General features: G+C 48.3%; 18 protein-coding genes and 1 tRNA gene. 7 read left to right on the top strand and 12 right to left on the bottom strand.

The annotated features are described in order from the left end of the window. Positions 1-96: 96 nt before the first annotated feature. The 3 genes from ACKGJP_RS07055 to argC all read right to left on the bottom strand — a co-directional run bounded on the left by ACKGJP_RS07055 (position 97) and on the right by argC (position 4,191). A complete protein-coding gene (locus tag ACKGJP_RS07055) occupies positions 97-1,032 on the bottom strand; it encodes a DMT family transporter (RefSeq protein WP_409347094.1) in 936 nt (311 codons plus the stop codon). Between the two features lie 105 nt (positions 1,033-1,137). Then, positions 1,138-2,595, bottom strand: coding sequence for a PLP-dependent aminotransferase family protein (locus ACKGJP_RS07050; protein ID WP_409344957.1), 1,458 nt, complete (start codon positions 2,593-2,595; stop codon positions 1,138-1,140). 627 nt (positions 2,596-3,222) lie between these two features. Continuing rightward, a complete protein-coding gene (gene argC, locus ACKGJP_RS07045; protein ID WP_409344956.1) occupies positions 3,223-4,191 on the bottom strand; it encodes an N-acetyl-gamma-glutamyl-phosphate reductase in 969 nt (322 codons plus the stop codon). Positions 4,192-4,390: 199 nt separating this feature from the next. On the opposite strand from argC, the gene ACKGJP_RS07040 reads away from it, so the two are divergent. Beyond that, positions 4,391-5,737 (top strand): DUF5050 domain-containing protein, encoded by a 1,347-nt coding sequence (locus ACKGJP_RS07040; protein WP_409344955.1) that lies wholly within the window; start codon positions 4,391-4,393, stop codon positions 5,735-5,737. A gap of 172 nt (positions 5,738-5,909) precedes the next feature. Here ACKGJP_RS07040 and ACKGJP_RS07035 read toward each other — a convergent pair whose 3' ends face one another. Continuing rightward, positions 5,910-6,878, bottom strand: a complete 969-nt coding sequence (locus tag ACKGJP_RS07035; protein ID WP_409344954.1) for an AraC family transcriptional regulator N-terminal domain-containing protein — start codon at positions 6,876-6,878, stop codon at positions 5,910-5,912. Between the two features lie 192 nt (positions 6,879-7,070). Here ACKGJP_RS07035 and ACKGJP_RS07030 point away from each other — a divergent pair, with 192 nt between their 5' ends. Beyond that, positions 7,071-8,477 (top strand): MFS transporter, encoded by a 1,407-nt coding sequence (locus ACKGJP_RS07030; protein ID WP_409344953.1) that lies wholly within the window; start codon positions 7,071-7,073, stop codon positions 8,475-8,477. 146 nt (positions 8,478-8,623) lie between these two features. Here ACKGJP_RS07030 and ACKGJP_RS07025 read toward each other — a convergent pair whose 3' ends face one another. Beyond that, positions 8,624-9,415, bottom strand: a complete 792-nt coding sequence (locus ACKGJP_RS07025) for a pirin family protein (RefSeq protein WP_409344952.1) — start codon at positions 9,413-9,415, stop codon at positions 8,624-8,626. A gap of 250 nt (positions 9,416-9,665) precedes the next feature. On the opposite strand from ACKGJP_RS07025, the gene ACKGJP_RS07020 reads away from it, so the two are divergent. The 3 genes from ACKGJP_RS07020 to ACKGJP_RS07010 all read left to right on the top strand — a co-directional run bounded on the left by ACKGJP_RS07020 (position 9,666) and on the right by ACKGJP_RS07010 (position 10,470). Continuing rightward, complete coding sequence (locus ACKGJP_RS07020) at positions 9,666-9,938, top strand: GNAT family N-acetyltransferase (RefSeq protein ID WP_409344951.1); 273 nt, start codon at positions 9,666-9,668, stop codon at positions 9,936-9,938. Positions 9,939-10,031: 93 nt separating this feature from the next. Beyond that, positions 10,032-10,172 (top strand): CapA family protein, encoded by a 141-nt coding sequence (locus tag ACKGJP_RS07015; protein WP_409347093.1) that lies wholly within the window; start codon positions 10,032-10,034, stop codon positions 10,170-10,172. After that, positions 10,111-10,470 (top strand): hypothetical protein, encoded by a 360-nt coding sequence (locus ACKGJP_RS07010; RefSeq protein ID WP_409347360.1) that lies wholly within the window; start codon positions 10,111-10,113, stop codon positions 10,468-10,470. The genes ACKGJP_RS07015 and ACKGJP_RS07010 overlap by 62 nt, the downstream gene beginning before the upstream one ends. 65 nt (positions 10,471-10,535) lie before the next feature. Here the strand turns inward: ACKGJP_RS07010 and ACKGJP_RS07005 are convergent, their stop codons facing one another. The 4 genes from ACKGJP_RS07005 to ACKGJP_RS06990 form a co-directional block, all read right to left on the bottom strand. Beyond that, complete coding sequence (locus ACKGJP_RS07005; protein ID WP_409344950.1) at positions 10,536-11,141, bottom strand: TetR/AcrR family transcriptional regulator; 606 nt, start codon at positions 11,139-11,141, stop codon at positions 10,536-10,538. A 226-nt stretch (positions 11,142-11,367) separates the two neighbouring features. Then, positions 11,368-17,169, bottom strand: a complete 5,802-nt coding sequence (locus ACKGJP_RS07000) for an S-layer homology domain-containing protein (RefSeq protein WP_409344949.1) — start codon at positions 17,167-17,169, stop codon at positions 11,368-11,370. A gap of 412 nt (positions 17,170-17,581) precedes the next feature. Then, positions 17,582-17,728, bottom strand: coding sequence for a hypothetical protein (locus ACKGJP_RS06995; protein ID WP_409344948.1), 147 nt, complete (start codon positions 17,726-17,728; stop codon positions 17,582-17,584). Positions 17,729-18,211: 483 nt separating this feature from the next. Beyond that, positions 18,212-18,310, bottom strand: coding sequence for an ATP-binding protein (locus ACKGJP_RS06990; protein ID WP_409344947.1), 99 nt, complete (start codon positions 18,308-18,310; stop codon positions 18,212-18,214). 519 nt (positions 18,311-18,829) lie between these two features. On the opposite strand from ACKGJP_RS06990, the gene ACKGJP_RS06985 reads away from it, so the two are divergent. Continuing rightward, on the top strand, positions 18,830-19,015 hold the full coding sequence (locus ACKGJP_RS06985) for a hypothetical protein (protein WP_409344946.1): 186 nt from the start codon (positions 18,830-18,832) through the stop codon (positions 19,013-19,015). A gap of 345 nt (positions 19,016-19,360) precedes the next feature. Here the strand turns inward: ACKGJP_RS06985 and ACKGJP_RS06980 are convergent. Next, positions 19,361-19,436, bottom strand: a tRNA-Phe gene (locus tag ACKGJP_RS06980). A 576-nt stretch (positions 19,437-20,012) separates the two neighbouring features. Between ACKGJP_RS06980 and ACKGJP_RS06975 the strand changes: the two genes are divergently transcribed. Continuing rightward, positions 20,013-24,488, top strand: coding sequence for an AAA family ATPase (locus tag ACKGJP_RS06975; RefSeq protein ID WP_409344945.1), 4,476 nt, complete (start codon positions 20,013-20,015; stop codon positions 24,486-24,488). Positions 24,489-24,579: 91 nt separating this feature from the next. On the opposite strand, the gene ACKGJP_RS06970 is transcribed toward ACKGJP_RS06975, so the two are convergent. Together ACKGJP_RS06970 and ACKGJP_RS06965 are read right to left on the bottom strand one after the other, a co-directional pair. Next, positions 24,580-25,116 (bottom strand): GNAT family N-acetyltransferase, encoded by a 537-nt coding sequence (locus tag ACKGJP_RS06970; RefSeq protein ID WP_409344944.1) that lies wholly within the window; start codon positions 25,114-25,116, stop codon positions 24,580-24,582. Between the two features lie 50 nt (positions 25,117-25,166). Next, positions 25,167-25,697, bottom strand: coding sequence for a hypothetical protein (locus ACKGJP_RS06965; RefSeq protein ID WP_409344943.1), 531 nt, complete (start codon positions 25,695-25,697; stop codon positions 25,167-25,169). Positions 25,698-25,754: the final 57 nt, after the last annotated feature.

Genomic DNA, 25,754 nt, shown 5'->3' with positions numbered 1-25,754 from the left:
CTGATTTAATCCTAATAAATTCATGATAATTGCCCCATAGCATAACGAGGCTGCCGATCGTTTTCTCGGCAGCCTCGTTCTCTTGGATGTTGAACTCTAGTTCCCATTAGTGTACTGTTTCTTTCGCCCTTGATGAAAGATTTGTCCTTTCACTTCGATATCGGAGTTGACTGTGAACCGCCGTGCGATGGCCACGCACAGTACGACAGCGATATTCACTGTAAATATAGGCCAACCGATTGGCTCGTGTAGAACGAGAGATGCAAGCAGCAAGCCAAGGAAAGGCTGGAGAAGTTGTAACTGTCCGACCGCCGCTATGCCGCCCTGGGCAAGACCACGATACCAGAACACAAAGCCGATGAGCATGCTGAACAGGGAGACATAAGCAAGGCTAAAGAGAGCGGAACGACCGATACCCGCCCACGAGACCGGCATGTAATAGAACGAGAGCAGTGACATAACGGGAAGCGACAGAACGAGCGCCCAGGAGATCACCTGCCAACCCCCTAGCCTCCGTGAGAGCCGCGCCCCTTCAGCGTAACCGAGACCGCACACGATGATAGCAGCCAGCATGAACGCATCGCCGACCGGCGAAGATGTAAACCCCTGGGTTAGAGCGAATCCTGCCACAAGGAAGCTGCCTAAAGCTGAGAAGATCCAAAAGATTGATCGAGGGCGTTCACCGCCGCGTAGTACCCCGAAAACTGCCGTCGCAAGCGGCAGAAGTCCAATGAACATAATGGCATGCGCGGATGTGACATACTGTAGCGCCAAGGCTGACAGTAGCGGAAAACCCACTACCACGCCGAGTGCTACCACCAATAGCGGAACGATGTCGCTTCGAACAGGTCTTTGTTGCCGGAAGACGAGGAGAAGCGCTCCTGCAAGCACCCCAGCGATGGCGGCGCGGCATACGGTGAGGAACAAAGGATCAAAATCCACTACAGCCACGCGTGTTGCGGGCAGCGAGCCGCTGAAGATGAGTACACCCAGGAAACCATTGATCCAGCCGCTTGTCGTTTTGTTGTTCATTACAATCTCCCCAAAATAGTTAATACGAAAATGCATTCGACACTTTAAGTAACGTTCCGACGATATGCCTCCCCAACTGACGCCGACTTTCATGTTCGCACCTCGTTATCTCATGTGTTGTTTGACCGTCCGTCCGATAATTTCAAGCCCTTTGCCGATATCATCATCCGGCACTCTCGAGAATCCGAGCCGCATCGTATGCCTTCCTCCCCCGTCTGTGTAAAACATATCCCCTGGCGTAAAAATAACCCCTTGGCCGGAACACTCGTTAAGCAGTGCCGTCGTATCGAAACACTCGTCGAATTCGACAAACAGATGCAGGCCTCCGTCTCCCGACAGTCTTTTATAAGGGAGGTGCATTTTGCAGCAATGCTTCGTCCACTCGTATTTTCGTTTATAATGAGCACGGGCTTTTTTCAAATATTTCTCCAGATTGCCATTATAGAGATATTGAAAGAGCACCGATTGATCAAGCGTCGAGGTGTGAATGCTGCGGGCCCGTTTGATGCTTTCCAGGCAATCGATCAGCCGGCGGTCCGCCAGTACCCAGCCAACTCGGAGACCAGGGAAGAGCACTTTGGAGAAGCTGCCGATATAAATAACCCCATTGCCTTGTCCGGCCGTTGCGATTAAAGGGGATACATGCGAACCCGAATAACGCAGTTCCTCGTTGAAGCCGTCTTCGATGACTGGGATGCGGTGACGGGCCATAAGCTGCATGATCGCCAGTCTTTTCTCAGGGGACGTTACGATGCCAGTAGGATTATGGTAGGACGGGATCAAATATGCACAATCGTAAGCCCGTTCCGTCAATGCACGTTCTAGCTCGGCCAGATTGATGCCGTCACGCTCCATCGGAATGCCCGTAATGTCGAAGCCGTTCAGTCTCAAGTTTTTGATGGCGGTGTAATGGGTCGGGTTTTCGCAAATGACCGATCCGCCGTCTTTCCTGCGAAAAGCGGACATCACGATATCGAACGCTTCCGTGAAGCCGTTCGTTATCAGCAAATCTTTCCCGCTCAGATCGACGCCCTTTTGCTCCATATATTTCAGTAAATAATCGATAAGCGGTTTATACCCTTTCGCGTATCCGTAATTCAGCAGTACGCCCCCCTCCTCCGCTATTCGGTCTAGAAAAGCGCGCTTTACATTGTCCAGATCGAACAACTTCTCGTCGGGTGCAATGCTGGTAAACGAGATGACGCTTTTATCTGCTCGAATGCCGCGTTTCATCCGGTCCAGCTCTACTGCTTGCCGCGCATATTCGTTTATACGCGATTGCCAATCGATTTCGCAGGATGGGGCGGCTGCGCCGGGCGGAGCGGAAACTGCAGCAACATAGCTGCCTTTCCCCTGAACCGCATAGACGAAGCCGTCTCCCTCCAGCTCGGCGTAGGCGGAAATAACGGTGTTGCGGCTGACGGCGAGCAGCAAGCCGAGCTCGCGGGTGGAAGGAAGCTTCTGATCGGCTTGCAGGGATCCTTTTATAATCAGACGTTTCAAGTAATCTTTCACCTGGATATAGAGCGGTCGGTCATCCGTGAGCTTAAAGTCATTAAACATGTTCATCGCCCCCAAATTCATGATGGCACAGATAGCGAGGGAAAAGAAAGAACCACGCCTCGGGAATTTTTGCCGGGGTGTGGTTCCGAAGTAATTGGGAAGGTAACCATTTATACATTTCTCAAATCGTACTGGGAGAGACAGGGAATACATATATAGTGCAACTTCAGATATCTTTTCTGCATAACGTCTTATTGCAACTGATGATTAATTATTCATTTTCCTGTCTTGATCTAACTACTCTCGGGATCTTTTTCTCATAAATGGATAATACATTTGAAATCAATTGTTCGCTCGAAATCTCGTTTTCTTTCAAAATTGCATATATTAGGTTCAAGAAAGTCTTCGCATCTTTTTCTGATAAGCTTTTGATTGATTCCACAGTGCTATCAATTGAATGATTATCCTTCGTCTCCATAACGATTCCTCCATCTCTAAAGATCATTTATTCTTCCTACACGACGTTCTAAATGTATTGTTTCCAAGCTACAGCCCTTAATTTTAACGCTTCCAGTGGTTGGAAAGTTGCGTTATATCCCCCTATAGCGTAACGAGGCTGCCCGATCCTTGCCGGCAGCCTCATCCTTATTGTTTATTAAGCTCTCGTTATCCGTCAGCGGAGAACTTCTAGTGTAATCCGATTTCGTTCACCAAACTATTTCCTTCATCGAATCCAAGCATGAGATTCATATTTTGTATTGCAGCACCTGATGCACCTTTACCTAAATTATCGTATCTTGAAATAATAGTTATCTTGTCGTTTTGTCCAAAAACAAAAATCTCCAGTCGGTTCGTATGATTGCATTCAGAAATCATGAAATGTCCTTCATCAAGGTATGCTTCTGAATCGTACGGCATCACATGAACAAAACGCTCTGATTCAAAATACGTTGATAATACTTCATGCACATCTTTTGCAGAAGAGTTTTTGGGCAAAATCCTACTAATTAACGGCACTGACATTGCTAGTCCTTGTGCGTAATTAGCTTTAATAGGCGTGAATAACGGTTCATATGAAAGCCCTGAATACATTAACATCTCAGGTATATGTTTATGATTGTGGTGCAACGCATAATGTCTTGGAACATTGAGTTTTCTTGAAGCATGTAATGATGAATGCTCATATTCTTCTATCCCGCTTCTTCCAGCTCCGGAATAGCCAGTCACGGAAAAACACGTAATGGGATAATCTTTTTGAAGAATGCCGGCTTCAATCAGTGGTCTGATAGTAAGAATAAAACCGGTTGCATGACAACCTGGAACGGAGACTCTCGATGCGGACCGTATGAATTCCCTTTGGTTTTTTAACTCAGGCAGACCATAAATCCAATTTTTATCCGTTCTAAAGGTTGTGCTGGTATTAATGATTCTTGTTTTTCCATTTTTCACAAGCCCAATTGACTCTTTTGCAGCCGAATCGGGAAGACAAAGAAAAACGATATCTGCCTCACTAAGGAATTTACTTCGTTCTTCCGTATTTTTTCTTTTGTCGGAGTCAATCCGGAGAACTTCTATGTCCGATAGTTTTGACAGATCCTCAAAGATCTTCAAACCTGTCGTCCCTTCTTGTCCGTCGATAAATACTTTGTATTTCATTAAACCTCCCCCTCATGAACGCATATAATTTCAATATTATGAATAATTATACATAACTCTTTCATTTTAATCAAATTTCATTCGCAATTTTATAACGATAACCGATCAACTTTCTTGCCCGAGGGAGGTGAGCGAAGGCGATCTGTAACTTTTCACCACGATCCTGCGTTTAAATCAACGGAGGAGGGATGACGCAACGATGAGAAAAAAATGGGCCGGATATACGGTCGTTTTTTCGTTATGCATGAGCTTATTGGCGCCTGCGGGGTACAGTCGAGCCGCGGATATGAGCGTGAGGGTTACGCTGCCGGATTTTGCTGTGAACCTGAACGGTCATACGGTGGAAAATCAATACCGCGAATACCCGCTTCTGGTTTATCACGATATCACCTATTTTCCGATGACGTGGTACGATACCAGACTGCTCGGTTTGGAGGCGAATTGGTCGCCGGACGACGGCTTGAACATCATGCAAAGCCGTGTGACCTCCTCGTATGTGCCATACAAGTCCGAGCGTCGCAACGCGGCCTCCTTAGCGGCTGAGGTTCCCGCATCGGCCGTCACGATCAACGGCAAGACGATCGACAATTCCAAAGAAGAATATCCGTTGTTAAGCTTCCGGGATGTGACGTATTTTCCATTGACATGGCGTTTCGCACACGACGAATTCGGATGGGATTACCGGTGGGACGATACCGACGGCCTTAGCATCGCGTCTCATAACCCGCAGCTGCAAACGGTCGGCCTTCCCGAATATGCCGGGGAGAACGATATCGCCCTGTTCAAGGAGTATTATTATTTCGTCGAGACGACAGACACGACGAACCATGTATATCGAGCTCCCGTGCAACAACCGTCCAACAAGGAAGAGATTTATTCCTATACCATCAAAACCTCCGAAGGGCTGCAAAAGCATGTATCCTTTCAAATCCGTGACAACACGCTGTGGTTTACCTATCACCTCGGGGGAGGTATCATGGGTCACGATGAGTTCGTAAAAATAGGCGACGACGGGAAAGCGCAGCTGTTACATCAAGGGTATCTCGATTTCCGTGATACGCCGTACGGAACATTAATCATCAATCTGGGTGCTTCAGCGTTCGAAGGCGGCAACTTGTATTTGTCGCCATCGGGCCAGGCAGGGGCGAACCGCAAGGGTATTGGCGACCCGGATCTGATGTACGCTGTTACGTCGGGCGGTAGCTCGTTAGGAGTCCGACGTGACGCTGCTCCTTTCATAGCCGTCATCGGAGACGATGTGTACGTGCTTGCTTCACGCAGCAACTCTGACGCAAATAACATTTACAGAATCAACCTGAAAACGAATAAGAGTGATAAGATCGTGGGCTCGAGCGTCAACTGGTTCCGGGTTATCGACAGCAAGGTATACTATGTAAAAGACGAGGACAACGCGTTATATTCGTCCGCGCTAGACGGGACGGGCGAGATGAAACTGTCCGACCATGCTGTATCATGGTTTGACAGCATCGATGGCAACGTCTTTTACACAACAAAGAAGGAAGCGAACCGATTCGAGCTATTGTGATATTCCAGAAATAATTAGAAAACGGAGCACGCAAACCCGCGTGGCTCCGTTTTAGTTGTTTCAGAATTTGTTAGAATCTGCACAAAGCCGCAGCGAAAATGGCTGTTTGTTACAGAATTCGTTAGAAAAATTTTATTACCGTTAACTCGTTCCTTCGGGATGACATCCATCACTAACTATCCTCGAATCCCCCAGCGTAAGAAGTTTTACGCAGCGCTTTAATATCTTGCAGAGGAGGAAGACCAAAAAGCCTCCGGTATTCCCGATTGAATTGCGAAGGACTTTCATAGCCTACTGTCATAGCTGCCATCGTTGCCCCCATGGGACCGCTCATCATCAGGCGCCTGGCTTCCTGAAGGCGGAGCTGCTTTTGATACTGCAAAGGCCCGATTGTTGTGATCGCTTTGAATTTATGATGCAGTCCGGAGGTACTCATGTTGCAGGATTTTGCGAGTTCCTCAATGGTAAAAGAACGTGCGTAATTTTCTTTGATCCAATGGATCGCCTTTCCGACTCCATCCGCTCTTTGATCAAAGAGCACCTTTTGGAAAAATAAGTGCCCAAAATCACCTGACAGTAAGTTAAAAATCATTTCCCTTTTGATCAGTTCGGACAGAAATCGAACTTCTTTAGGCTTATCGATTAGCTTCAGTAACCGGAAAAATATATCTAGCAGCTCGGCATCCGCTTTTCCGATAAAGGCTCCGGCACTCAGATCATTCTCTTTTGGCTCCGTGACGATTTGTGCCTCCATGGCCACAGAAGCTATTTCTTGCGTCGTAAAATCGATGCGCAACCCCATGTAAGGCGATTCTTTCGTAGCGCCGATGACTTGGGCTGAAGCCGGCATATCGATCAGCGACGCCAAATAATCACCCGCTGAGTAATGAATAATCTCTTGACCAAGGTAAAGTCTCTTAGTCCCTTGAAGGATCAGGCAAAAAGAAGGAGTCAATACACCTATACTTCGCTGTGTCTCGCGACTGCTTCTGACTATGGAAAGAAACGGAACAATGGTTGGTGTCCGTCCGTCTGCGGGGGTAATCCGATCCGTCATGGCAATGAGTTGATCCAGCGCTTTCTTATGAATAGAAACACTCTTTCCAATGATAGCGTGATTATCCAATCTTTGTTCCGGCATGAATTCCATTCCTCCCATCCTTATATAAATTATAAAGCCATTGGAAAAGATTGCAATGCAATTGAACGAAATAAAAAACAGCGACTTGCAGTTTTAGGCAAGTTTTAAGCAGGAACGGTCTACTTCTTTCCGCCGATTCCATCCATAATATTCTTCAGAACACTATCTTTAAAAAAGGAAAGGAGCATGATTATGCATCAGTCAAAATGGATCATTTTAACCATTATCATCGCATGTCAACTTATCGTTGTGCTTGACGCCTCCATTATGGTAACGGCAATACCTCAAATCGGTCGATCGCTGCATATGACGGCAACCAGCTTGACTTGGGTCCAAAATGCCTACATTTTGCCGTTCGGCGGTTTCTTGTTGCTCGGTGCCCGGGCAGGGGATCTTTTAGGGCGCAGAAGAATGCTTAGTGTAGGCATTGGATTATTTTCGCTTGCTTCTATGCTGGCAGGTTTGGCGCCGACAGCCGAATTTTTGCTTGTCTCCCGTGCATTCCAAGGCTTTGCGGCTGCTTTGGCAACACCTGCTGCACTAGCATTGCTTTCAGCGAGCTTTGTAGAGGCCAAGGAACGTGCTAGGGCAATCGCGATGTACAGCGCAGTTTCGGCCGGAGGCGGCAGTGTCGGTCTCCTTCTTGGCGGATTTTTCACTGATTTTATTTCCTGGCGCGTCGGGATGTTTATCAATGTACCCATTGGGATTGCTTTGCTGTATTTGGTAAAGAGGTTTATACAGAAAACTGATACGAGAACCGGGCGTTTTGATCTTTGGGGTGCGATGACATCCGTAATCGGCATGACCGCGTTGGTATACGGCTTTGTTCAAGCTGCGGATCACGGTTGGGGGAAACCCGAAACATGGATTTCACTTGCAGCCGGGATTGTTTTATTAGCGGCATTCGTTCTTATTGAATCTCGAGCGGCTGAGCCGATCATCCCTCTCCGATTGTTTGCGAACCGCCAGCGGTCCGGGGCTTATCTTGGAAGGTTCCTAATGGTATGCGGGAATTTTTCACTCTTTTTCTTTATCCCTCAATATTTGCAAAACGTCCTTGGTTTCAGCTCGCTTGAAGCAGGTTTAGCCTTCCTGCCGTTTACAGTCGCCCAGTTCGGGATGATGTATCTAATACCTGGGTTAGTGCAACGTTATGGAAATAGGAAAGTCCTGATGGCCGGTTTGCTACTTGCCATCATTGGTACACTCTGGATGAGCCGAATCGTCTCCGGGCAAGCTCAGTTCTTTCCGCAAATGTTCATCCTCTTGACCATCATGGGCATTGGGGCTGGAATGGTTTTCCAACCACTTACCGTTCTGGGGCTCTCAGGTGTGGATCCTCAAGATAACGGTGCAGCTTCGGGTCTGATTAATGTCGCGCATCAAAGCGGTTCCTCGTTAGGTTTGGCTGTTCTCATTACCGTATTTAATGTAACGGTTCATACGGATCAACCTTCAATGATGCAATTTGCTCAAGCTATATCGAACTCCATATTGGGATCAGTGGTATTTATTACAGCAGCCCTTGTTACGACGCTTTTCTGTTTTCTTCCGGCACGCCAACCTGCTCGAAAACAAGTATTAACTGATTCTTGATACAGGGCCGGTATAATGTACGTAATACTCCTCAATCGGCAAACGATATATGTTCTTGTCATTGGTTTTTGACAAGAACATATATCGTTAAAACAAAAAAAAGCCGCAACTACGCGACTTTTAAGCATTGCTATTGTATCCCTTCGTTACTTACGTTTCGACTCTAAGCGAATTTTAACTTCTTTATAGGAAGCATAAGGCAGAATGCTAGGGACTTGAATGAGAATGATCCGTGAATCCGCCTGTTCCTTGGACTTTATTTGCAAGGTTTGCGTGTTTTCCGCTTCGCAGACTGTGAACTCATTGGCGCTTACTTGATGCGAATCGATCCCAAATTGCCAAGTGGACTCACCCTCTACGGCAAGCCCCGCAATAGAATATCCTTCGGGAATCACATGCTCAAACGACTGCCCGGCAGGAAGTATAAGATCCCACATTTGGGCGTCAGCTACCATTCGAACCGGGGAGCCTGCACCTAGAATCGTTTTGATTCTTGCCTTGTTTCGGATTTGAACAGGAAAATCCCGATCTTCATAATCCGCATAAGTTGGCGTTGTATTGTTTGCCTCACCCATAAAGGGCTCGAACCAGATTTGAAACCCGGAGGTTTCTTTCCCGTACTTTTCGGCATGCTGAACCCCGGTGCCCGTTTGCATAAGTTGCAAACCACCCGCTTGAATCGATCGCTCATTCCCAAGCGTATCCCGATGATGAACGGAGCCCGCTAGCAAATAGGACAAGATCTCAAATCCACGATGGGGGTGCATAGGGAGATTTGCCTCTTCCTTTGCGCGAAACCACGCCCAGTAAAACAACGTTCCAACGCGATCAACGGCTGACCCTTCCCCGGGAAACCCGATCGGTTTTTGCTCCACAATCTTACCTTCATCGAATTGTCCAGAAGCTTGTTCATCAACTGAATAAATCCGAATTGTCACCACAATCATCCTCCCTCAAGAATCCTCTAGATCCTTCCAAAAAGTTGCCTGTGTCTCTTGTCGCATGATAACATGATCATAGAACAACGATACACATTCCCTCAATCTATGGACACATTATCAAATTATGATTAACCTTACAATGCAATCGGTTTAAGTATGCACCGATAATGACGCTTGTATAATCAATTGTCGAACTTCGGGGATACGTGGTTGGATGCAAAAAAACTGAACGAAGGAGATACGGACTATGTTGGAGATCAAAAAAGACGAGAACTCTTTTTATGTCGGTGAAGCAAGTGACAAAACAGCCGAAATTCACTTTGTACCGAACGGAAATAACCTAATTATCGTGGATCATACGTTCGTTTCCGAGAGCCTACGAGGCCAGAAAGTCGGGAATGCGCTTGTGAAACGCATCGTTGATTACGCCCGAGAGGAACAGCTTAAGATCGTACCTCTTTGCCCGTTTGCAAAAAGTCAGTTTGATCGTCACTCGGAATACCATGACGTTTTAGCGTAAGAACCGAACGTCTCACCCTTATCACGATGCTTAGCGGAAGGCAATCGCCTTCCGCCATTTTGGATTACATCATTGTTTGCGTCCATTGCGGATATGAATATCACCGGACTCCAGCCCGCGCACCAAAAAGAGCTGGTCCGATTCCTTTTTCATCACGGAGCCGATCTGGTTCTTGGCGCACATCCGCATGTGCTTCAGCCGGCGGTATGCCTGCCGCACTGTGAAGGATATTGAGGGCCGTAGGAGAAAACGGTTCGCGCTCTATTCGCTGGGCAATTTTATTTCCACTCGGCTGCACAACATGGATGACGCCTTAATCGGTGTTATCGTTCGTCTCAACATTCAAAAATCATCCCGCGGTTCCGTTCTGCTCAAAGGCGTCGAATACATACCGACATGGGTATGTATCGCGAAGGAAGGAATGTTTTGCCGATCGAGCAAGCGCTTCGTATGCCCGAGAGCTTTTATGCCGGGCAACGACAAAAGCCTAATCGTTTGCATCAAAAAGGGCCGCAGCTTCGCGGATTGTTGAACCCTCCTGATTTTGTGAGCGATCGGCAATCGAACTTGTATTCTTGCCAAATAAGGTGGCTACAATTAAGATAACAGCCTGACCAAGCCTTGAATATAGGAACTCGGATCGGGACCTTCAAATAAGACTGAATTTACGGAAAAGCCGTCGTTATAGGCAAGTATTTGCTTGGCGATACGATGATTGTCTTTATCCGGCGATACCCACCCTTGTTCCTTCAACGTATCAACAAAGCGTTCGATACCGGCAACCCACTCTAGGTACTTGTTTTTCATAACGTTGCGCATTTCCGGATCGTGTTTCGTCTGTAAATAAAAATCGACCAGAACGAGGATCCAGTTTTTGAAGTTTTCACTTCCCTTCAACATTTCTTGCAGCTTCAGGACGCTCATTGTGACGACTTCTTCAAGCGTTGTGGTTTCGGGACGATATTGTTTCGGAGTTTCGGTCCAGCCGCCGCTTAGCTGCTGACGATAGTCCAGAATATGGAGGAATATCTCTTCTTTGCTCTTGAAGTGAGTGTAAAAAGCGCCTCTCGTATGCCCGGTAAGCGCCACAATATCCCCCAGCGTCGTCGCTGCGAATCCCTTTTCCAAAAAACAGGTATCCGCCGCTTCAATGAGCTTTTGAAAAGTCTCTTCTCTTTTTTGCTGAAATTTATTTTTTTTCAAAGCTTTCACCACCGTAAACAAATTGATAACTGCAGGTCCTCAAGACGGAATTCCCAGCTTCAATTGTATCAGCTTTCAATTGACTACTCATAGCTATAAGTATTCCTGCCCCCAGTCGAACTGAGGGGGCTTATACAAAAAAACTTGGCTCCACACACGGAGCCAAGGGTTGACCTCATCGGCAATTAGAGCATGTATGGAATGCGGAATGATGCCGTTAGTCTCATTAATCGAGAAACTGCACATGCTGCAGCAACCGCTTCAGCATGACGGACGCCTGAGCCCGGGTGGCATATTCCGACGGCGCAAAAGTATCGTCAGTCATGCCCTTGATGATACCAGCAGCCACAGCTTGGTCTACGGATGCCAGCGCCCATACGGATATCGATGCCCGATCCGCAAACTTGGCAAGCCGCCCGCTCTCTAGATCTGCCGCGCTCGCTTGTTTGCCTGTAACCGTCAACGCTCTGGCAAGCATGACCGCCATCTGTTCGCGTGTAATCCGCTCGCCCGGCGCAAAGCGGTCCGGCGCTGTTCCGCCCACCAGTCCGGCTTTCACCGCCGCTTCCACCGCAGGCGCGTACCAAGCACTCGTCGCCACATCCGCAAAGCTCGAGCTTGCCGCTTGCGGGTTCATCGACAGGCCTAGAGCACGAACGAGCAGTGCGGCGAATTCGGCCCGAGTGACGTCGGCATTCGGATCGAAGCGGCTGTCTGTGACACCCTGCACGATCAGCTTCGACGCCAGCAGCTCCACGTCCGCTTTCGCCCAGTGGCCGATCAGATCGGCGAACGTTTTGCCGTCGGCTTCCACGATGGCGTAGATGCTGTTATGCGGCACGCTCATGGAAATTTCCCGTGTGTCATCGACTCGGACAGCGTGAACAGACGGGACGAAAGAGATCGTTCGGGTGGCGGGATCGTACAGGACGGCCATAATAACCTTACCCGCATCATCCGCGTCCAGCACAATCGCTCGGGACATGTACGTCCCGCCGAAATCGCGAACCTCTCCGGATCGCCCGTTTGCCTCGACCGTTACCTTGTAATCGACGGCGCTACCGATCACCTTTCCCCCTCGGGAAGCTGCGGTTTGTTCGAGTTCCTTCCTGACTTGTCCGCTCACCTGCTCTATGGTTACATTCACCTTCAAGTCTTTGAGCTCGACGCCGAGCTGTGCAGCCAACCCTTCCAGATCAAGAACACTGATGACGAGCTGGAAGCTTGAACCGCTCAGCTCTACTTCAATGATTGCATTCGGAACGGAATTGACAACAGAGGAGATCCAAAAAGCGGGAATCGGTACCTTCACGGCCTGTTCAGTATCGTTCACTTCAATGGTCAAGATCGGCCTGCCGGCTTTTTTCAACAATTCCGACGATTGAGTCAGCATCCTATCATCGAGTTTGACTATTTCGATGACGGAGCCATCCGGCTGAGTGATTTTATCGATCATTGATGGGTCTACGATCAGCTTCACTGCGCCTGATGAGTCCAGAATAAACTCGGGATCAATGGAATCGGGGGCAAGGTTTGTACCCGATTGCGGACTGTCAGACTGGCGATCTGCACGGTTCACGGTAACGGTATACGAATTCTGTGCCCCGTTCAGAGCAGTGACAGCAACCGTAATCGTGTTCGCCCCTTCGTGTAGCGCGAGAGTCCCGCTCTTCGTACCGCTCGTCACCGTCTGCGGTAAGCCGCCGTTTACACTCACTGTTACCGCATCTGATGTGTCTGCGGTAATAGGCGTAACCATTATTCCGGATATGCCGTTAGACACATGAGCCGAGTAACTAATCGTATTTCCCGAAAATGCAGGACTCATCGTACCCGCCGAGAGCGACAATCCGCTCAACTCCGCTGCCGATGCGTCCAGTCGAAAGCGGTTCGACACCGCATTCACTTGGTTACCTGCCGCATCCGACGCCCGAATGTGCAAGTACAAGTCCCCGTCGGCTCCGCTTTTCGTCACTGTATCACCGCTCATGAACGACATCCAGCCTGCTGCCGGAGTCGACGTATCGACCGACCACGCATATTGCAGCGTGGAGGCGTTCACCCCGTTGCCACTGTCCGTTACCATCACCGTTGATTGAGCCGAATTCGTCCATGTCTCGCTGCCGTTCGTTCCGAAGGTGACCGATGGCGACGTTTTATCGATGTTCACCGCCAACGATGCGGAGAGTGTATTGCCGGCCATATCGGTCACTTGAAAAGTTATCGCATGTGCTCCTGCCTGATCGAACGTAATCGGCGTTCCGGACGCATATGCCTGTGCCGCGCCTCCGTTCAGTACATAGGTAAGTGAAGCAATCCCGCTCGCGCCCGCCTCGGCGTAGACGCTCAACGTGACGTTCTGATTCGTCCATGAGCCGCTCGTGTAGGCGTTTCCGTCCGCTTTAACCAGCGTAGGCGTCAGCTTTAACCCGCTTTTGTTGATCTTCACCGTACATTGTTCGACCGTTTCATTGCCTGCCTGATCGCTGGCTTTGAATGAGAGCGAATACACGCTGTCGCTTTGCAGTTCTATAGTCGAAGCATAATGGTTCCATGTCGCTCCGCCGTCGAGCGAGTACGTGAGCGACGGGGTTACGCTGCTCGAATCCGATGTGCTTACGCTCACGGCGACGTTCTGATTCGTCCATGTATTGTCCGAGTATACGTTCCCGTCGCCTGTTGTCATCGCGATGTTGACCGTCGGCGCGGTATTGTCCAGCCGGAAGCGGTTCGATCGCGCGTTTGCGGTGTTGCCGGTCTTGTCTTGAGCTCGAATGTGCAAGTACCAATCCCCGTCAGTTCCGCTTTTCGTCAGCGTATCCCCGTTCGCGAACGAAGTCCAGCCCGAAGCCGGCGTCGCGGTATCCGCGTTCCACGCATACTCCTTCTGAGTTGTTGCATCCACCCCGCTACCGTTGTCCGTAACCGACACCGCCGTCGATGCCAACTGCCCCCACGTCTCGCTGCCGTTCGTTCCGAAGCTGACCGTCGGCGCGGTATTATCCAACCGAAAACGGTTCGACTGCGCGTTCACGGTATTGCCGGCCGTGTCTTGAGCCCGAATGTGCAAGTACAAGTCCCTGTCGGCTCCGCTTTTCGTCACTGTATCACCGCTCATGAACGACATCCAGCCTGCTGCCGGAATCGACGTATCGACCGACCACGCATATTGCAGCGTGGAGGCGTTCACCCCGTTGCCACTGTCCGTTACCATCACCGTTGATTGAGCCGAATTCGTCCATGTCTCGCTGCCGTTCGTTCCGAAGGTGACCGATGGCGACGTTTTATCGATGTTCACCGCCAACGATGCGGAGAGTGTATTGCCGGCCATATCGGTCACTTGAAAAGTTATCGCATGTGCTCCTGCCTGATCGAACGTAATCGGCGTTCCGGACGCATATGCCTGTGCCGCGCCTCCGTTCAGTACATAGGTAAGTGAAGCAATCCCGCTCGCGCCCGCCTCGGCGTAGACGCTCAACGTGACGTTCTGATTCGTCCATGAGCCGCTCGTGTAGGCGTTTCCGTCCGCTTTAACCAGCGTAGGCGTCAGCTTTAACCCGCTTTTGTTGATCTTCACCGTACATTGTTCGACCGTTTCATTGCCTGCCTGATCGCTGGCTTTGAATGAGAGCGAATACACGCTGTCGCTTTGCAGTTCTATAGTCGAAGCATAATGGTTCCATGTCGCTCCGCCGTCGAGCGAGTACGTGAGCGACGGGGTTACGCTGCTCGAATCCGATGTGCTTACGCTCACGGCGACGTTCTGATTCGTCCATGTATTGTCCGAGTATACGTTCCCGTCGCCTGTTGTCATCGCGATGTTGACCGTCGGCGCGGTATTGTCCAGCTGGAAGCGGTTCGATCGCGCGTTTGCGGTGTTGCCGGTCTTGTCTTGAGCTCGAATGTGCAAGTACCAATCCCCGTCAGTTCCGCTTTTCGTCAGCGTATCCCCGTTCGCGAACGAAGTCCAGCCCGAAGCCGGCGTCGCGGTATCCGCGTTCCACGCATACTCCTTCTGAGTTGTTGCATCCACCCCGCTACCGTTGTCCGTAACCGACACCGCCGTCGATGCCAACTGCCCCCACGTCTCGCTGCCGTTCGTTCCGAAGCTGACCGTCGGCGCGGTATTATCCAACCGAAAACGGTTCGACTGCGCGTTCACGGTATTGCCGGCCGTGTCTTGAGCCCGAATGTGCAAGTACCAGTCTCCGTTGGCTCCGCTTTTCGTCAGCGTATCTCCGCTCATGAACGACAACCAGCCTGCTCCCGGCGTCACGGTGTCGGTCGTCCAGGCATACTGCAGTGCAGATGCGTTCACGCCTGATCCGCTACTGTTATCCGAGACTGTCACCGTTGTCGATGCCGACTGCGCAAACATCTCGCTGCCGCTCGTTCCGAAGCTGATTGCCGGGTTCGTATTGTCCAGACGGAATCGGCCCGATACCACATTCGCCGTATTGCCGCCGGCATCCTTCGCCCGAATGTGCAGATACCAATCTCCCTCGGCTCCGCTTTTCGTCAGCGTATCCCCGCTCGCGAACGCAGTCCAGCCCGCAATCGGGGTTGACAGTTCAGCCGACCACGCATATTGCAGCGTAGAGTCGTTCACGCCTCCTCCGCTGTCGCTCACGGTCACCGCCGTCGATGCCGACTGCGACCAGTTCTCGTTGCCATTCGTCCCTAAGCTGACCGATGGAGGAGGCAGAATCGCAGTATCTACCTTAAAAGCAAGCATCGCGCCGACTACCATGTTATGGGCGTCCGAAGCAGTAACGATTAATGTATAGTTTCCGTTATTCAATCCGGCCAGCGGCAATCTGCGGTTGATCGCTTGAGCGCTGCCGCCGTCGGAAGTTTCGTTATATGTTGCACTAATAACGGTGACATTCGAGCCGTCCCGAATGTCATATTTGACGGCGACTTGTTCCCCGTTTGTTTCATGATAAACGTTTCCCGTCACCGACAACGCATCCTGACCGGGATGGAGGCTATACGTCGCCCCGGCAAGCGGATTGACACCGATTCCGAGCTTAGACGCAAGCAGATACGGATACGTTTCCCTGTCGCGAAAGCCCCAAATCGAGGTATTCCAACCTGCGAAGGTGTTCGTATCTTTCATGCCCTCCGTGGTGACCCCGGTTCCACCGTAACTGGTTAATTGGCCGGAATTTTCCATATTCCAGTACGAGTCCGGGAAAGTGTTGCCGGTATCATTCCGGCCCACCAGGCCACCAACCCCAGAGATCCCGGTTACATTGCCCGCCGCATATGAATTTTCGATAGAACCTGAATTGTGGTAGCCTACCAAGCCGCCTACTTCTTGGTCCCCGAATACGTTGCCCGCTGCATAGGAGTTCCGGATCGTGCCGGCATTCGTGCCCACCAAGCCGCCATGCCTCATTGCCGCCCCGCTTACATGAACGACCGCATGCGAATTCTCGATCGTACCGCCTGCGTTGATGCCCACCAGACCGCCGGCGGCAGCATCAGCCCCGCTCATGCTTATCCTGCCGGTTGCAATCGAGTTTCGAATCGTACTGCCGGATAAGAGGTTGCCCGCCAAGGCGCCGCCAGGCGCACTGATACTAGGCGCACCACTGCCGGTCACATTGATATCGAGCAAACGAACATTCATCAATTGAGCATTAGTGCCTATGGCCCCGAAAAGCCCGACCCGTATAAATGGACGGTTGATCGTTATGTTACGGATCGCATATCCGTTCCCGTCCAACGTGCCTTTAAAAGGGGTGCTACTCGTGCTACCGATCGGCATCCATCCTCCGGTATCCGGACCGGATCCGTCGAAGTCGTAGCCCGCCAAATCGATATTCGCCCCCAGCCTGTAGTGTGCGGACAAATTGCTGCGAACATCGGACAAATCCTGAGGCGTTAGTATGATGTAAGGATCGGCCGACGTCCCGCTTCCCCCGCCGCTCGGTGCCGCATAAGCTTCCCTCGTCCAGACGGAAATCGACACCGTCTGAAGAACAAACATAACCATCAAGACGCATACTATCGTTCTTCTCATTATTCAGTTTTCCTCCCCATGTAAAACACCTTAACTATCTAAACTTTCCGAAAAGCGGAATCGGCATGAGCCTCCATCGTTTGGAAAGAGATTTCTTGGATTTACCTTTTGCCGAATCCCCAATACGCAATGTTGCAGGACTTGAAGATTTGGCAAATAGGATCATGGCATGTTCGCTACTCCAAGAGTGGAGTTAATTTAAACGGTGTTACCTTACAGCCAATCGATTGAGAAAATACAACGATCTCATTATCCGTCGCAGCATAAAAAACATCATCCCCCCATCCCAGGTTGGGCTGCTATTGCACATCGCGTCGTCAAGACATAAGCTTGGCCATTCCTAGAATTAAGCGCCTTCTCGTCTGTACCTTCGAATAAAACCGTAAAAATCGCAATCTGAAGGGTATCTCGGTCACGGGCAATCCATCCTTGCTCCTTGCTCCTGCAGCACGACGATTAACTCTTCAATCCCCGCAATCCATTCCCTGTACTTCTCCTTAAGCTTGTTCTGAATTTCCGAATCCCGTTTCGTTTGTTGATAGAATTCGGCCAGCACCACGGTCCATTTAAACTTGTTTTTTTCTCAATTGAATCGCTCTATGAAAATAGTAAACTCCATTAGAGTGATGGAATCCTGCTAAAGAGTAATTTGATATATTAAATTCAAATTTTAAATACATTCACAACAGTATGTATTGTAATGGATAAAATTGCCACCCGTCAAGAGAACGATTCGTATCGATTTAAGACAACAGAAAAAAGAACCGGAAACAGCTAATTACCGGTTCATGTATGGATTGCTCCGGCATTATTTCATTATTGACAACTACCCTGCGGATAAGCAAAAGCAGCCGTTCCATCCGGTCGGCTGCCTTCCGTCCTATTCATCTAATTTTTATAAGCTTGAGACAATTGACGCAAAAACCAGACAATCAAAGCCGTGAATACGGCAAAGGCAATAGATTTCAGGTCCTCGACCATTTTTGGAGTTTCATCTGGATTGAAACCGGCATTTTCCCACTTGGATAAATCTTCAGGGAATCTACGAACAAGAATTCGGAAGCAGAGTAACAATGGCTTTAACTAAGCTACTTTTACCTGAGCCTGATGGCCCACTAATTGAAACAACGGTAACACCCATCTTTCAAACCTTCTTCCGGTTAACATTATTCCTTCAATAATACTAGCATCAATACCATTTTTCTTGGAGGTCGGCAGGAACATCTGGGAACGAGCCTGCGACGTTTAATATCCAAACCCAACGATAAAATAAATTAAAACTCACACTTCATTTAAAAACAAATCAATCGAATCTTTACTCACTTTTATTGCCTATCCTAGAATTGAATAACATATCAATGTGTATTTGATCCTTTCTAAGGAATAAATGCCCTTTGCAATTATCTACTCTGGGGCCAGTTACCGGATGGATATTATTATTCAGTAACGCATTCAGTGCATGATTAGGGTTAAGCAAACCGTATGTTTTTAGAATTTCGTTCAATGATATGTAAGTTTTTTAAATTCTTCAACTCCCTCTTTTGTCAACAAATTGTCTAATGATTTATGAAACAATTCTAATTAATTATGGAATTTCACACTATACCAGGCCGACCCGAAGGGGGAAGACCCGCTTGTATGGACAAAGCCGGTCGCCGGTGTGCAAGTGTTGAACGACCGGCTCGTATGCCGGCTTGGCGAAAACGATGACTACGGCGTCGTACTGCTGGACGGTTCAGGCCGCCTGCTGCTGGAAGTGGCGGATCCGATCTCGCTCGTATTCACGTCAGACGATGGGATTTTACTCGAATCCGCCCGAGACTCCTCAGTCGAATTTATTCGTTGAACGAAAAGTGAAGTTAGAGGGCTACCGAATGGCAGCCCTCTGTTTTTGTCGGGAAGACGTGAGCAGATTCCCCCTTTCAAACGCAACGCAAGGGCTAATCAACAACACCATTGAATGTCTGCGTTACCCTTACGAAAAACTGTCTGTCGGTCACTCTTCATTTTTATAAGCTTTCTTTAAGTTACTACCCGTTATCACAACGAGGCTGCCGATAAGTGCCGGCAGCCTCGTCTTAGTTGATTATTGAGCTCTCATTCTCCGTTCAATAGATCTGTGCGCCAGGATATCGCTTACCACTGCTAGTAATCCCCACCGTAATAACTTCAACCCCAAAGGAAAATGTTGTGGTGGCTCGGGACAGAATCGAACCGCCGACACTAGGATTTTCAGTCCTATGCTCTACCAACTGAGCTACCGAGCCTTACTGTTGTGGTCGAGACGGAATGGAAACTGCGACACAAAATACTGCTTGAAAATACAAATAGCCCCTCATCCGAAAGGGACGAGGAGCCGCGGTACACCCTAAATTAGAACCTTCCTGTGAAAAAACAGAAATGCTCTCACTTTAATAAATAACGGTTAAACCGGTACACCTCTACTTACCAAAAATGGTTTCAAGGGACTGCTCCGGAGCGAACTTCATTCATCCCTTTTCCTCAGAAACGCTCTCAATCTTCGGCGTTTCCTCATTGTAAGGAGGTATTGAATTACTTTTCTCCATCAAAGCATTTATAGTGTTATGCAATTTTCCCTATTTTACGTTAAGAACCATAAGAAGTCAATAACTGGAGATAAAATGGTTATCGACTAAACAAGTTTCACAACGAGGCTTCCGATACATGATGTTCTAAAATCTTCCTTATAGGTGTACTGGGTTGATGCTGCTTCGGTGAACAGCAATACATAAATGAATGGCGGATTCTGTCATTTTCGTCTGTAATACGGGCGGCTTTTCAATTAGAATAAGATGTATCGTATACGTTTGAGGTGTTCAAAAATGAAAGCAAACCATCCTATCGAGAGTCAAACCGGCCGTTTAGGGCTTGACATACATGACTCTGATTTGACGCCGGAGCATCAAGTTGGCATCACGCTTAGGGAATTTATGAATGGACAAACAAGTATGAGGCCGGATGTATTTCTCACACTTGCCAGAGCGATAGCAACCTGTGTCGGGAAACTTCATCAGCAGCAGACCGTCCATCTCGATTTGCGGCCTGAGCGGATAGGTGTTCTTTCAAATGGAAATGAGGCTTACTTGCACGATTCAGGCTGCGCCGTACCTCGCTCGGATGATGGGTATGTCCGTCCGGCTGGCTATGGCATCTTCGAAGCAGGCTTGCCCTACTGCTCACCCGAGCATACCGGCAGGATGCTAAGAACTGTAGATGAGCGCAGCGATCTATATTCTTTAGGCGTTATTTTTTACGAAATGCTGGCTGACCGCCTTCCTTTTCTAACCGACAATCCGCTCGAATGGGTGTATATGCATCTAGCGCAAAGCCCCCCGCCACTGACGAATCAAGGAACGCATTTACCCGACGATCTAACAGCGGTCGTCATGAAGCTATTGGAAAAAAATCCGGATAATCGCTACCAGAATGCCGGTTTTTTGATAGCTGACTTAGATAAAATAGGACGTTCTCACGATACGTTCTTCATGGAACCGAGGTTTCACGGCAGAGAGCATGAAATGTCAATGCTAACGCAGGCCTTTTATTCCGCTTGCTTCGGGTCAACAGAAATGGTTTACGTTTCGGGCGAAGCCGGCATCGGTAAAACAAGCTTAATCGATGAGATGTTTCGTAAAAAACAGCATTCACGGGATTTTTTCTATATCACGGGAAAGTTCGAACAACTATCAAAAGAAAGCCCTTATCTTCCGATTATTCAGGCATTTCGCGGTTTAATGCGTCATTTGCTAGGGGAACGAAAGGATCAGTCGGAGCTATGGAAACGAAAGCTGCAAGAAGCTTTGGGCTCGAACGCCAACGTCATTACAGCGATTATTCCTGAAGCCGAACTGCTATTGGGCGTTACACCGACAGTGGAAGAGCTTCCAGCCAATGAATCGAAGAAACGGTTCATTTATGTTTTTCGCAAATTTGTGCAAGCGCTGGCTTCTAAAGAACATCCTCTCGTCCTATTTATCGATGATTTGCAATGGGCTAATTCTTCTTCTCTTCAATTAATTCATGCTTTGCTATGCGATCCGGAATGTCAATATTTGATGGTTGTCTGCGCCTATCGCCATACGGAAACAGACCTGAGCAAGCTGCCGGGATACGAAACGGACGGAAGCATTACCGATCAAGCCGTTGTCCGTCATATCCGTCTTTCACCGCTGGGCTTGGAGCAAATGAACCGTATCGTTATGGAGACTTTAAATAGCCATGCCGACCTTACTCTTTCCTTGACGGAATTGCTGCTTCATAAATCACAGGGGAATCTGTTTCATTTCAAGCAAATATTGCTCCGCCTGCAGGACGATGGCATTCTCCTGTACAACCATGAGAAGCGATACTGGCAATGGAATCTGGGACAGATTATCGAGCAGGAACCGAGCTATGCTATCAATGATTTGATCGTGCACAGGCTGCACCGTCTTTCTGGTGATGCGCAAGAGCTGCTTAATATTGCCGCCTGTGTAGGAAGCATATTCCACCCGCATTTGATAGCTCTCGTTTCGAATCGGGAAATAGAAGATCTGATTCCAGAATGGTCAATGATAGAGTCCGAAGGGCTCATTTTGGCGGTTGAAGCCGATAAGTTTCGTTTTGCTCACGATAACATACAGAAGCTGATATACAGCCGAATCGATGATACAACGAAACAGACTATTCATCTCCGAGTAGGCAGATGCATGAACGGCAAGGCCGCTGGATATGGAGAGAACTCCTTTGATGTTGTCAACCATCTCAATCAGGGCTCTGCAAGAATAGCGGACGTACAGGAGATCCTACAGCTCGTAAAGTTGAATCTGGATGCGGGAAACCTTGCCAAGGCCTCCTCCGCCTACGATATTGCGTTGGGGTATTTTAGAAAAGGGGTAGAGCTGCTGTCGGCGGATGATTGGGACAAGAAGTTCGAGCTCTGCTTCGAATTGCATGCTCAAAAAGCGGAATGCGAATATTTATGCGGCAATTATAAGCACTCGGAGCAAGACATGGATTTCTTGCTCCGTCATGCTCGCAGTTCGGTTGAGCGTAGCAGGGTGCAAATGATTAGAATTATGCAGTACATCAATCAAGGAAAATATTTGGAAGGAACTGCTCTCGGCCTGGAATGCCTGAAGGAGCATCAAATTATCATTTCGCCCAATCCAGGAAACTTTGTGCTCCTGCTTGAAGGGATGCGAATTGAAGTTTTGCTTCGTAATCGATACCACAGACTCGCTCATTTGGAGGAAATGTCGGATCGAGATGGAATTGCCGCGATGAATCTGATTTTTGCGATTACACCTTCCACCTTCTTCACCAATAAGAAGGTCTATTTTCTGTTGATGTGCAGAGCCATTCAGCTATCGCTTAAATATGGAAACACGCCTGTTTCCGCCGCCGTTTATTCCTCATATGGCATGCTTTTGGGGAATGCCTTAGGCAAAGTCGATAAGGGCTACACAATGAGCAAGGTAGGTCTGGAGCTTTCCGAGCATTACAACATTAGTTCAATTAAAAGTAAAACCTATACGATGTTCGGTGGAGTACTTTGCCAATTTGCCGGAAATGCCCGCGAAGGGGACGCTTATTTAGTAAAAGCTCTACATTTCGGCATGGATTCTGGGGACTATGTGTTTGCCAGTTATGCCATTGGCGCGCATATCAATTCCTTGTACACGAGAGCATCGCTAAGTGAATTAGCCAAAACGATTGCCGACTATATGGTGGTGCTAGATACAACAAATGATGAATTCGTGAAACAAAATTTTTACCTGTATCAGCAATTTATTCTCGCCCTTCAAGGTCGAACGGCTGCGCCAGATTCATTCAGCGGCTCCGGCTTTGAAGAAGAGGAGTTTTTGAACCGGATTCGCAAAGAGGAGACTTCTGCCACCACTTTATTTCAATTTAGCACGTATAAGACTCAGCTTTGCTATTTGTTGGGTAAGTATGAGGAAGCTATCCACTGGGCTTGGCAAGCGGAGTCCTATCAGGCGTATGCCACTCATTTACCTCATTTGCCCGAATGCCTTTTTTATGAATCACTTGCCGTATTGGCTGCTCATAAACCATCTCATAAATGGTCAACTACGAAAAAAAAATTGAATCGCAATCTTCATCGTTTTAGAAAATGGGCGGCATGGAGCCCGGCTAATTATCAGTCTAGGTACGATCTCCTTCAAGCCGAATTTGCGCGTGCCTCCGGCGAATTCATTAAGGCCGAGGCACTCTATGACAAAGCCATCCGCGAGGCGAGGGAGCAAAATGATATACAGGTGACAAGCCTTGCAGGCGAACTCGCTGCCAGCTACTATTGGGGAAGCGACAAGAAAAAAACGGCTTTCTTTTATATGCAATTGGCTGTTGAGGGATACAAACAATGGGAAGTATCTGTGAAGGTCATTCAATTGGAGAAGCTGATAGGGCATTGGCGGCAGCAAGAGGATGCTGATCAAACAATTGAATGCGAAGAACAAACTTCGGTTGGCCGGAACGATGCGGAGCAAGCGGCAGGAGCATCTGCATTTAGGAGCGAGTCCAATCCCGTTGACAGCGTTGATCTCGCGGCGATCCTAAAAACAACTCAGGCGATAACGAATCAGATGGACACGGATGCTGTTCTTGCAGAAATATTGAATACCATCATGAAGTATGCAGGTGCAAGTAAGGGCGCACTGCTGACGGGCGACAATGAAGCACTTTATATTCAGGTATATGCGGATTCAGATGCGCAGACTGTCCCGTTTCCTTTAGAAATGATTGACAGTTCCCTCTTGCCTGAAGGGATTATCCGATATGTCTTTCGTACACAAGAGGAGATCGATTATACCGGAGGAGCGGAGACTTGGCTGATTCATAACCCGTATGTGGCGAAGCAGCGGCCTCAATCGGTCCTATGCATACCCTTAACTATTCATGGCACTATGCTTGGCGTTCTTTACCTTGAAAACAAGCTTGCAGGCGGCGTGTTCTCCGATGATCGCAAGGCTGTTGTTCTGGCTATGGCCTCTCAAGGAGTTTTGATGTGCGTGCTGCAAAGCTCTACGGAACAAGCTTATACAGAACCAGGTGCAGATGAAAAATCGCAACCATTGCCTATTCGAATGGAGGAACCGCTCACGGATCGTGAGTTAGAGGTGCTTGCATTATTAGCGGCGGGTTTGTCCAATAAGGAAATAGCCGATCAACTGATCATCGCCATCGGTACCGTGAAGGTTCATGTGAAAAATATTTTTGCCAAATTAAAGGTTAATCGACGCACCAAAGCGATAGCACAGGCCAAGGAACTTAGACTGATCGGTCAGAGCACGTGACATCTGCGTTACTTCTAGTAAATCCCAATCAATATAAGGATGTGGTAACCTTGCATCACATCCCTATATCGCTTGGGTATACTAGATCATTTCAATCCCCTCGTCTTTCAAACCGCTTTACATATTGAAGCAGCTCTTCAAAATTCGCTTGAAAAACATTTTCTATCCCATAGTAGCCTTCTCTTTGTCCAATAATACGGGAAAACTTCCTATACAATCGGTTTAAGTACTCGTTGTCGATTTGCGCGCAAAATTGTAAGTAGTTGACGCAACTATTCTCTGCGGCAATTTGTTGTACCAGATGGCGGAACCCCTCCGCAAAGATAAGGCTGCTGTGATAGGAAGGGTGGACGATGACAGAGTTGACAAAAACGATTTCACCAGCAGGATCAAATTCATTCTCGGCATTGATATAGCGATAATGCCCCCACCCTATCATGACCCCCATCTTGTCCGTAATCAATACAATGCGAGAGTTGGGAATCGATTCCAATACATGTACAAGTGCGTCCGCCAATGAAAACTGATGATTAAAATTCTTGCGATTGCAAATAAAATAGAGCGTAAACTGTGCATAATCATCATCACTTTGGCAATTCCGGTATTGGGCAAGCATCGGCTGCCCCACCCCCTATCCTTTTGTTGAGCTTGATGATCATCGGATCCAAAAAACAAACACTATGGAGTGAAATACGCATCATGACGGAATTTCATTGCAAACGTTAGCCAATCCTTGAATTGTGCACGATATTCTTCAATCCCGCCTTGTGCTGTATCCCAAATAGCGAATCTCACTGCAAGCTTGGATAGAAGTTTATGCAAGTGGAGACAGCTTGGAACCCAAAAGCGGAGCTCGGTAATCGAATCTGGCAGTTGCGCAATATATTGCACCAAATATTGCAAGCTTTTTAGAAAAAGCCGACCTTGCCGATAAGACTCCACGAAGAAAACAATCTGGATTTGTGCAACATGCGAATCCTCATATTGATTTTCCGCCGTTCCACAAATATAACTAAACGTCCCGACAATTTCATCCATTTCGTTAAAACACAGGAATGCTTCCTTCTGAAGCAGTACGGGGCTTGCCAAAAAGCTTAACGAGACCGGGAAAGAATAGGGTAGATTCAATTCCTTGTAATGCTTTAGCAAAAATATTAGATATTGATCCTGATAGCTCTCTGAGCTGCAGACTTGAAAATAAAAGCTCATCTGATCGATTCCCTTTCTTTGCGCGGCAAATCTGCTCTACCTCTTACTCGTCACAAG

The organism is Paenibacillus litoralis (assembly GCF_046244365.1).
Taxonomy (GTDB): Bacteria; Bacillota; Bacilli; order Paenibacillales; family NBRC-103111; genus Paenibacillus_V.
The sequence above is the reverse complement of the archived record's forward strand: the minus strand, read 5'-3'. Positions and strand labels throughout refer to the sequence as shown.

What these genes read in the sequence shown, in the direction of transcription:
- ACKGJP_RS07055 (WP_409347094.1), bottom strand. Translation starts at nt 1,032, where the DNA reads ATGAACAACAAAACGACAAGCGGCTGGATCAATGGTTTCCTGGGTGTA.
- ACKGJP_RS07050 (WP_409344957.1), bottom strand. Translation starts at nt 2,595, where the DNA reads ATGTTTAATGACTTTAAGCTCACGGATGACCGACCGCTCTATATCCAG.
- argC (WP_409344956.1), bottom strand. Translation starts at nt 4,191, where the DNA reads ATGAAATACAAAGTATTTATCGACGGACAAGAAGGGACGACAGGTTTG.
- ACKGJP_RS07040 (WP_409344955.1), top strand. Translation starts at nt 4,391, where the DNA reads ATGAGAAAAAAATGGGCCGGATATACGGTCGTTTTTTCGTTATGCATG.
- ACKGJP_RS07035 (WP_409344954.1), bottom strand. Translation starts at nt 6,878, where the DNA reads ATGCCGGAACAAAGATTGGATAATCACGCTATCATTGGAAAGAGTGTT.
- ACKGJP_RS07030 (WP_409344953.1), top strand. Translation starts at nt 7,071, where the DNA reads ATGCATCAGTCAAAATGGATCATTTTAACCATTATCATCGCATGTCAA.
- ACKGJP_RS07020 (WP_409344951.1), top strand. Translation starts at nt 9,666, where the DNA reads ATGTTGGAGATCAAAAAAGACGAGAACTCTTTTTATGTCGGTGAAGCA.
- ACKGJP_RS07015 (WP_409347093.1), top strand. Translation starts at nt 10,032, where the DNA reads ATGAATATCACCGGACTCCAGCCCGCGCACCAAAAAGAGCTGGTCCGA.
- ACKGJP_RS07000 (WP_409344949.1), bottom strand. Translation starts at nt 17,169, where the DNA reads ATGAGAAGAACGATAGTATGCGTCTTGATGGTTATGTTTGTTCTTCAG.
- ACKGJP_RS06990 (WP_409344947.1), bottom strand. Translation starts at nt 18,310, where the DNA reads ATGGGTGTTACCGTTGTTTCAATTAGTGGGCCATCAGGCTCAGGTAAA.
- ACKGJP_RS06975 (WP_409344945.1), top strand. Translation starts at nt 20,013, where the DNA reads ATGAAAGCAAACCATCCTATCGAGAGTCAAACCGGCCGTTTAGGGCTT.
- ACKGJP_RS06965 (WP_409344943.1), bottom strand. Translation starts at nt 25,697, where the DNA reads ATGAGCTTTTATTTTCAAGTCTGCAGCTCAGAGAGCTATCAGGATCAA.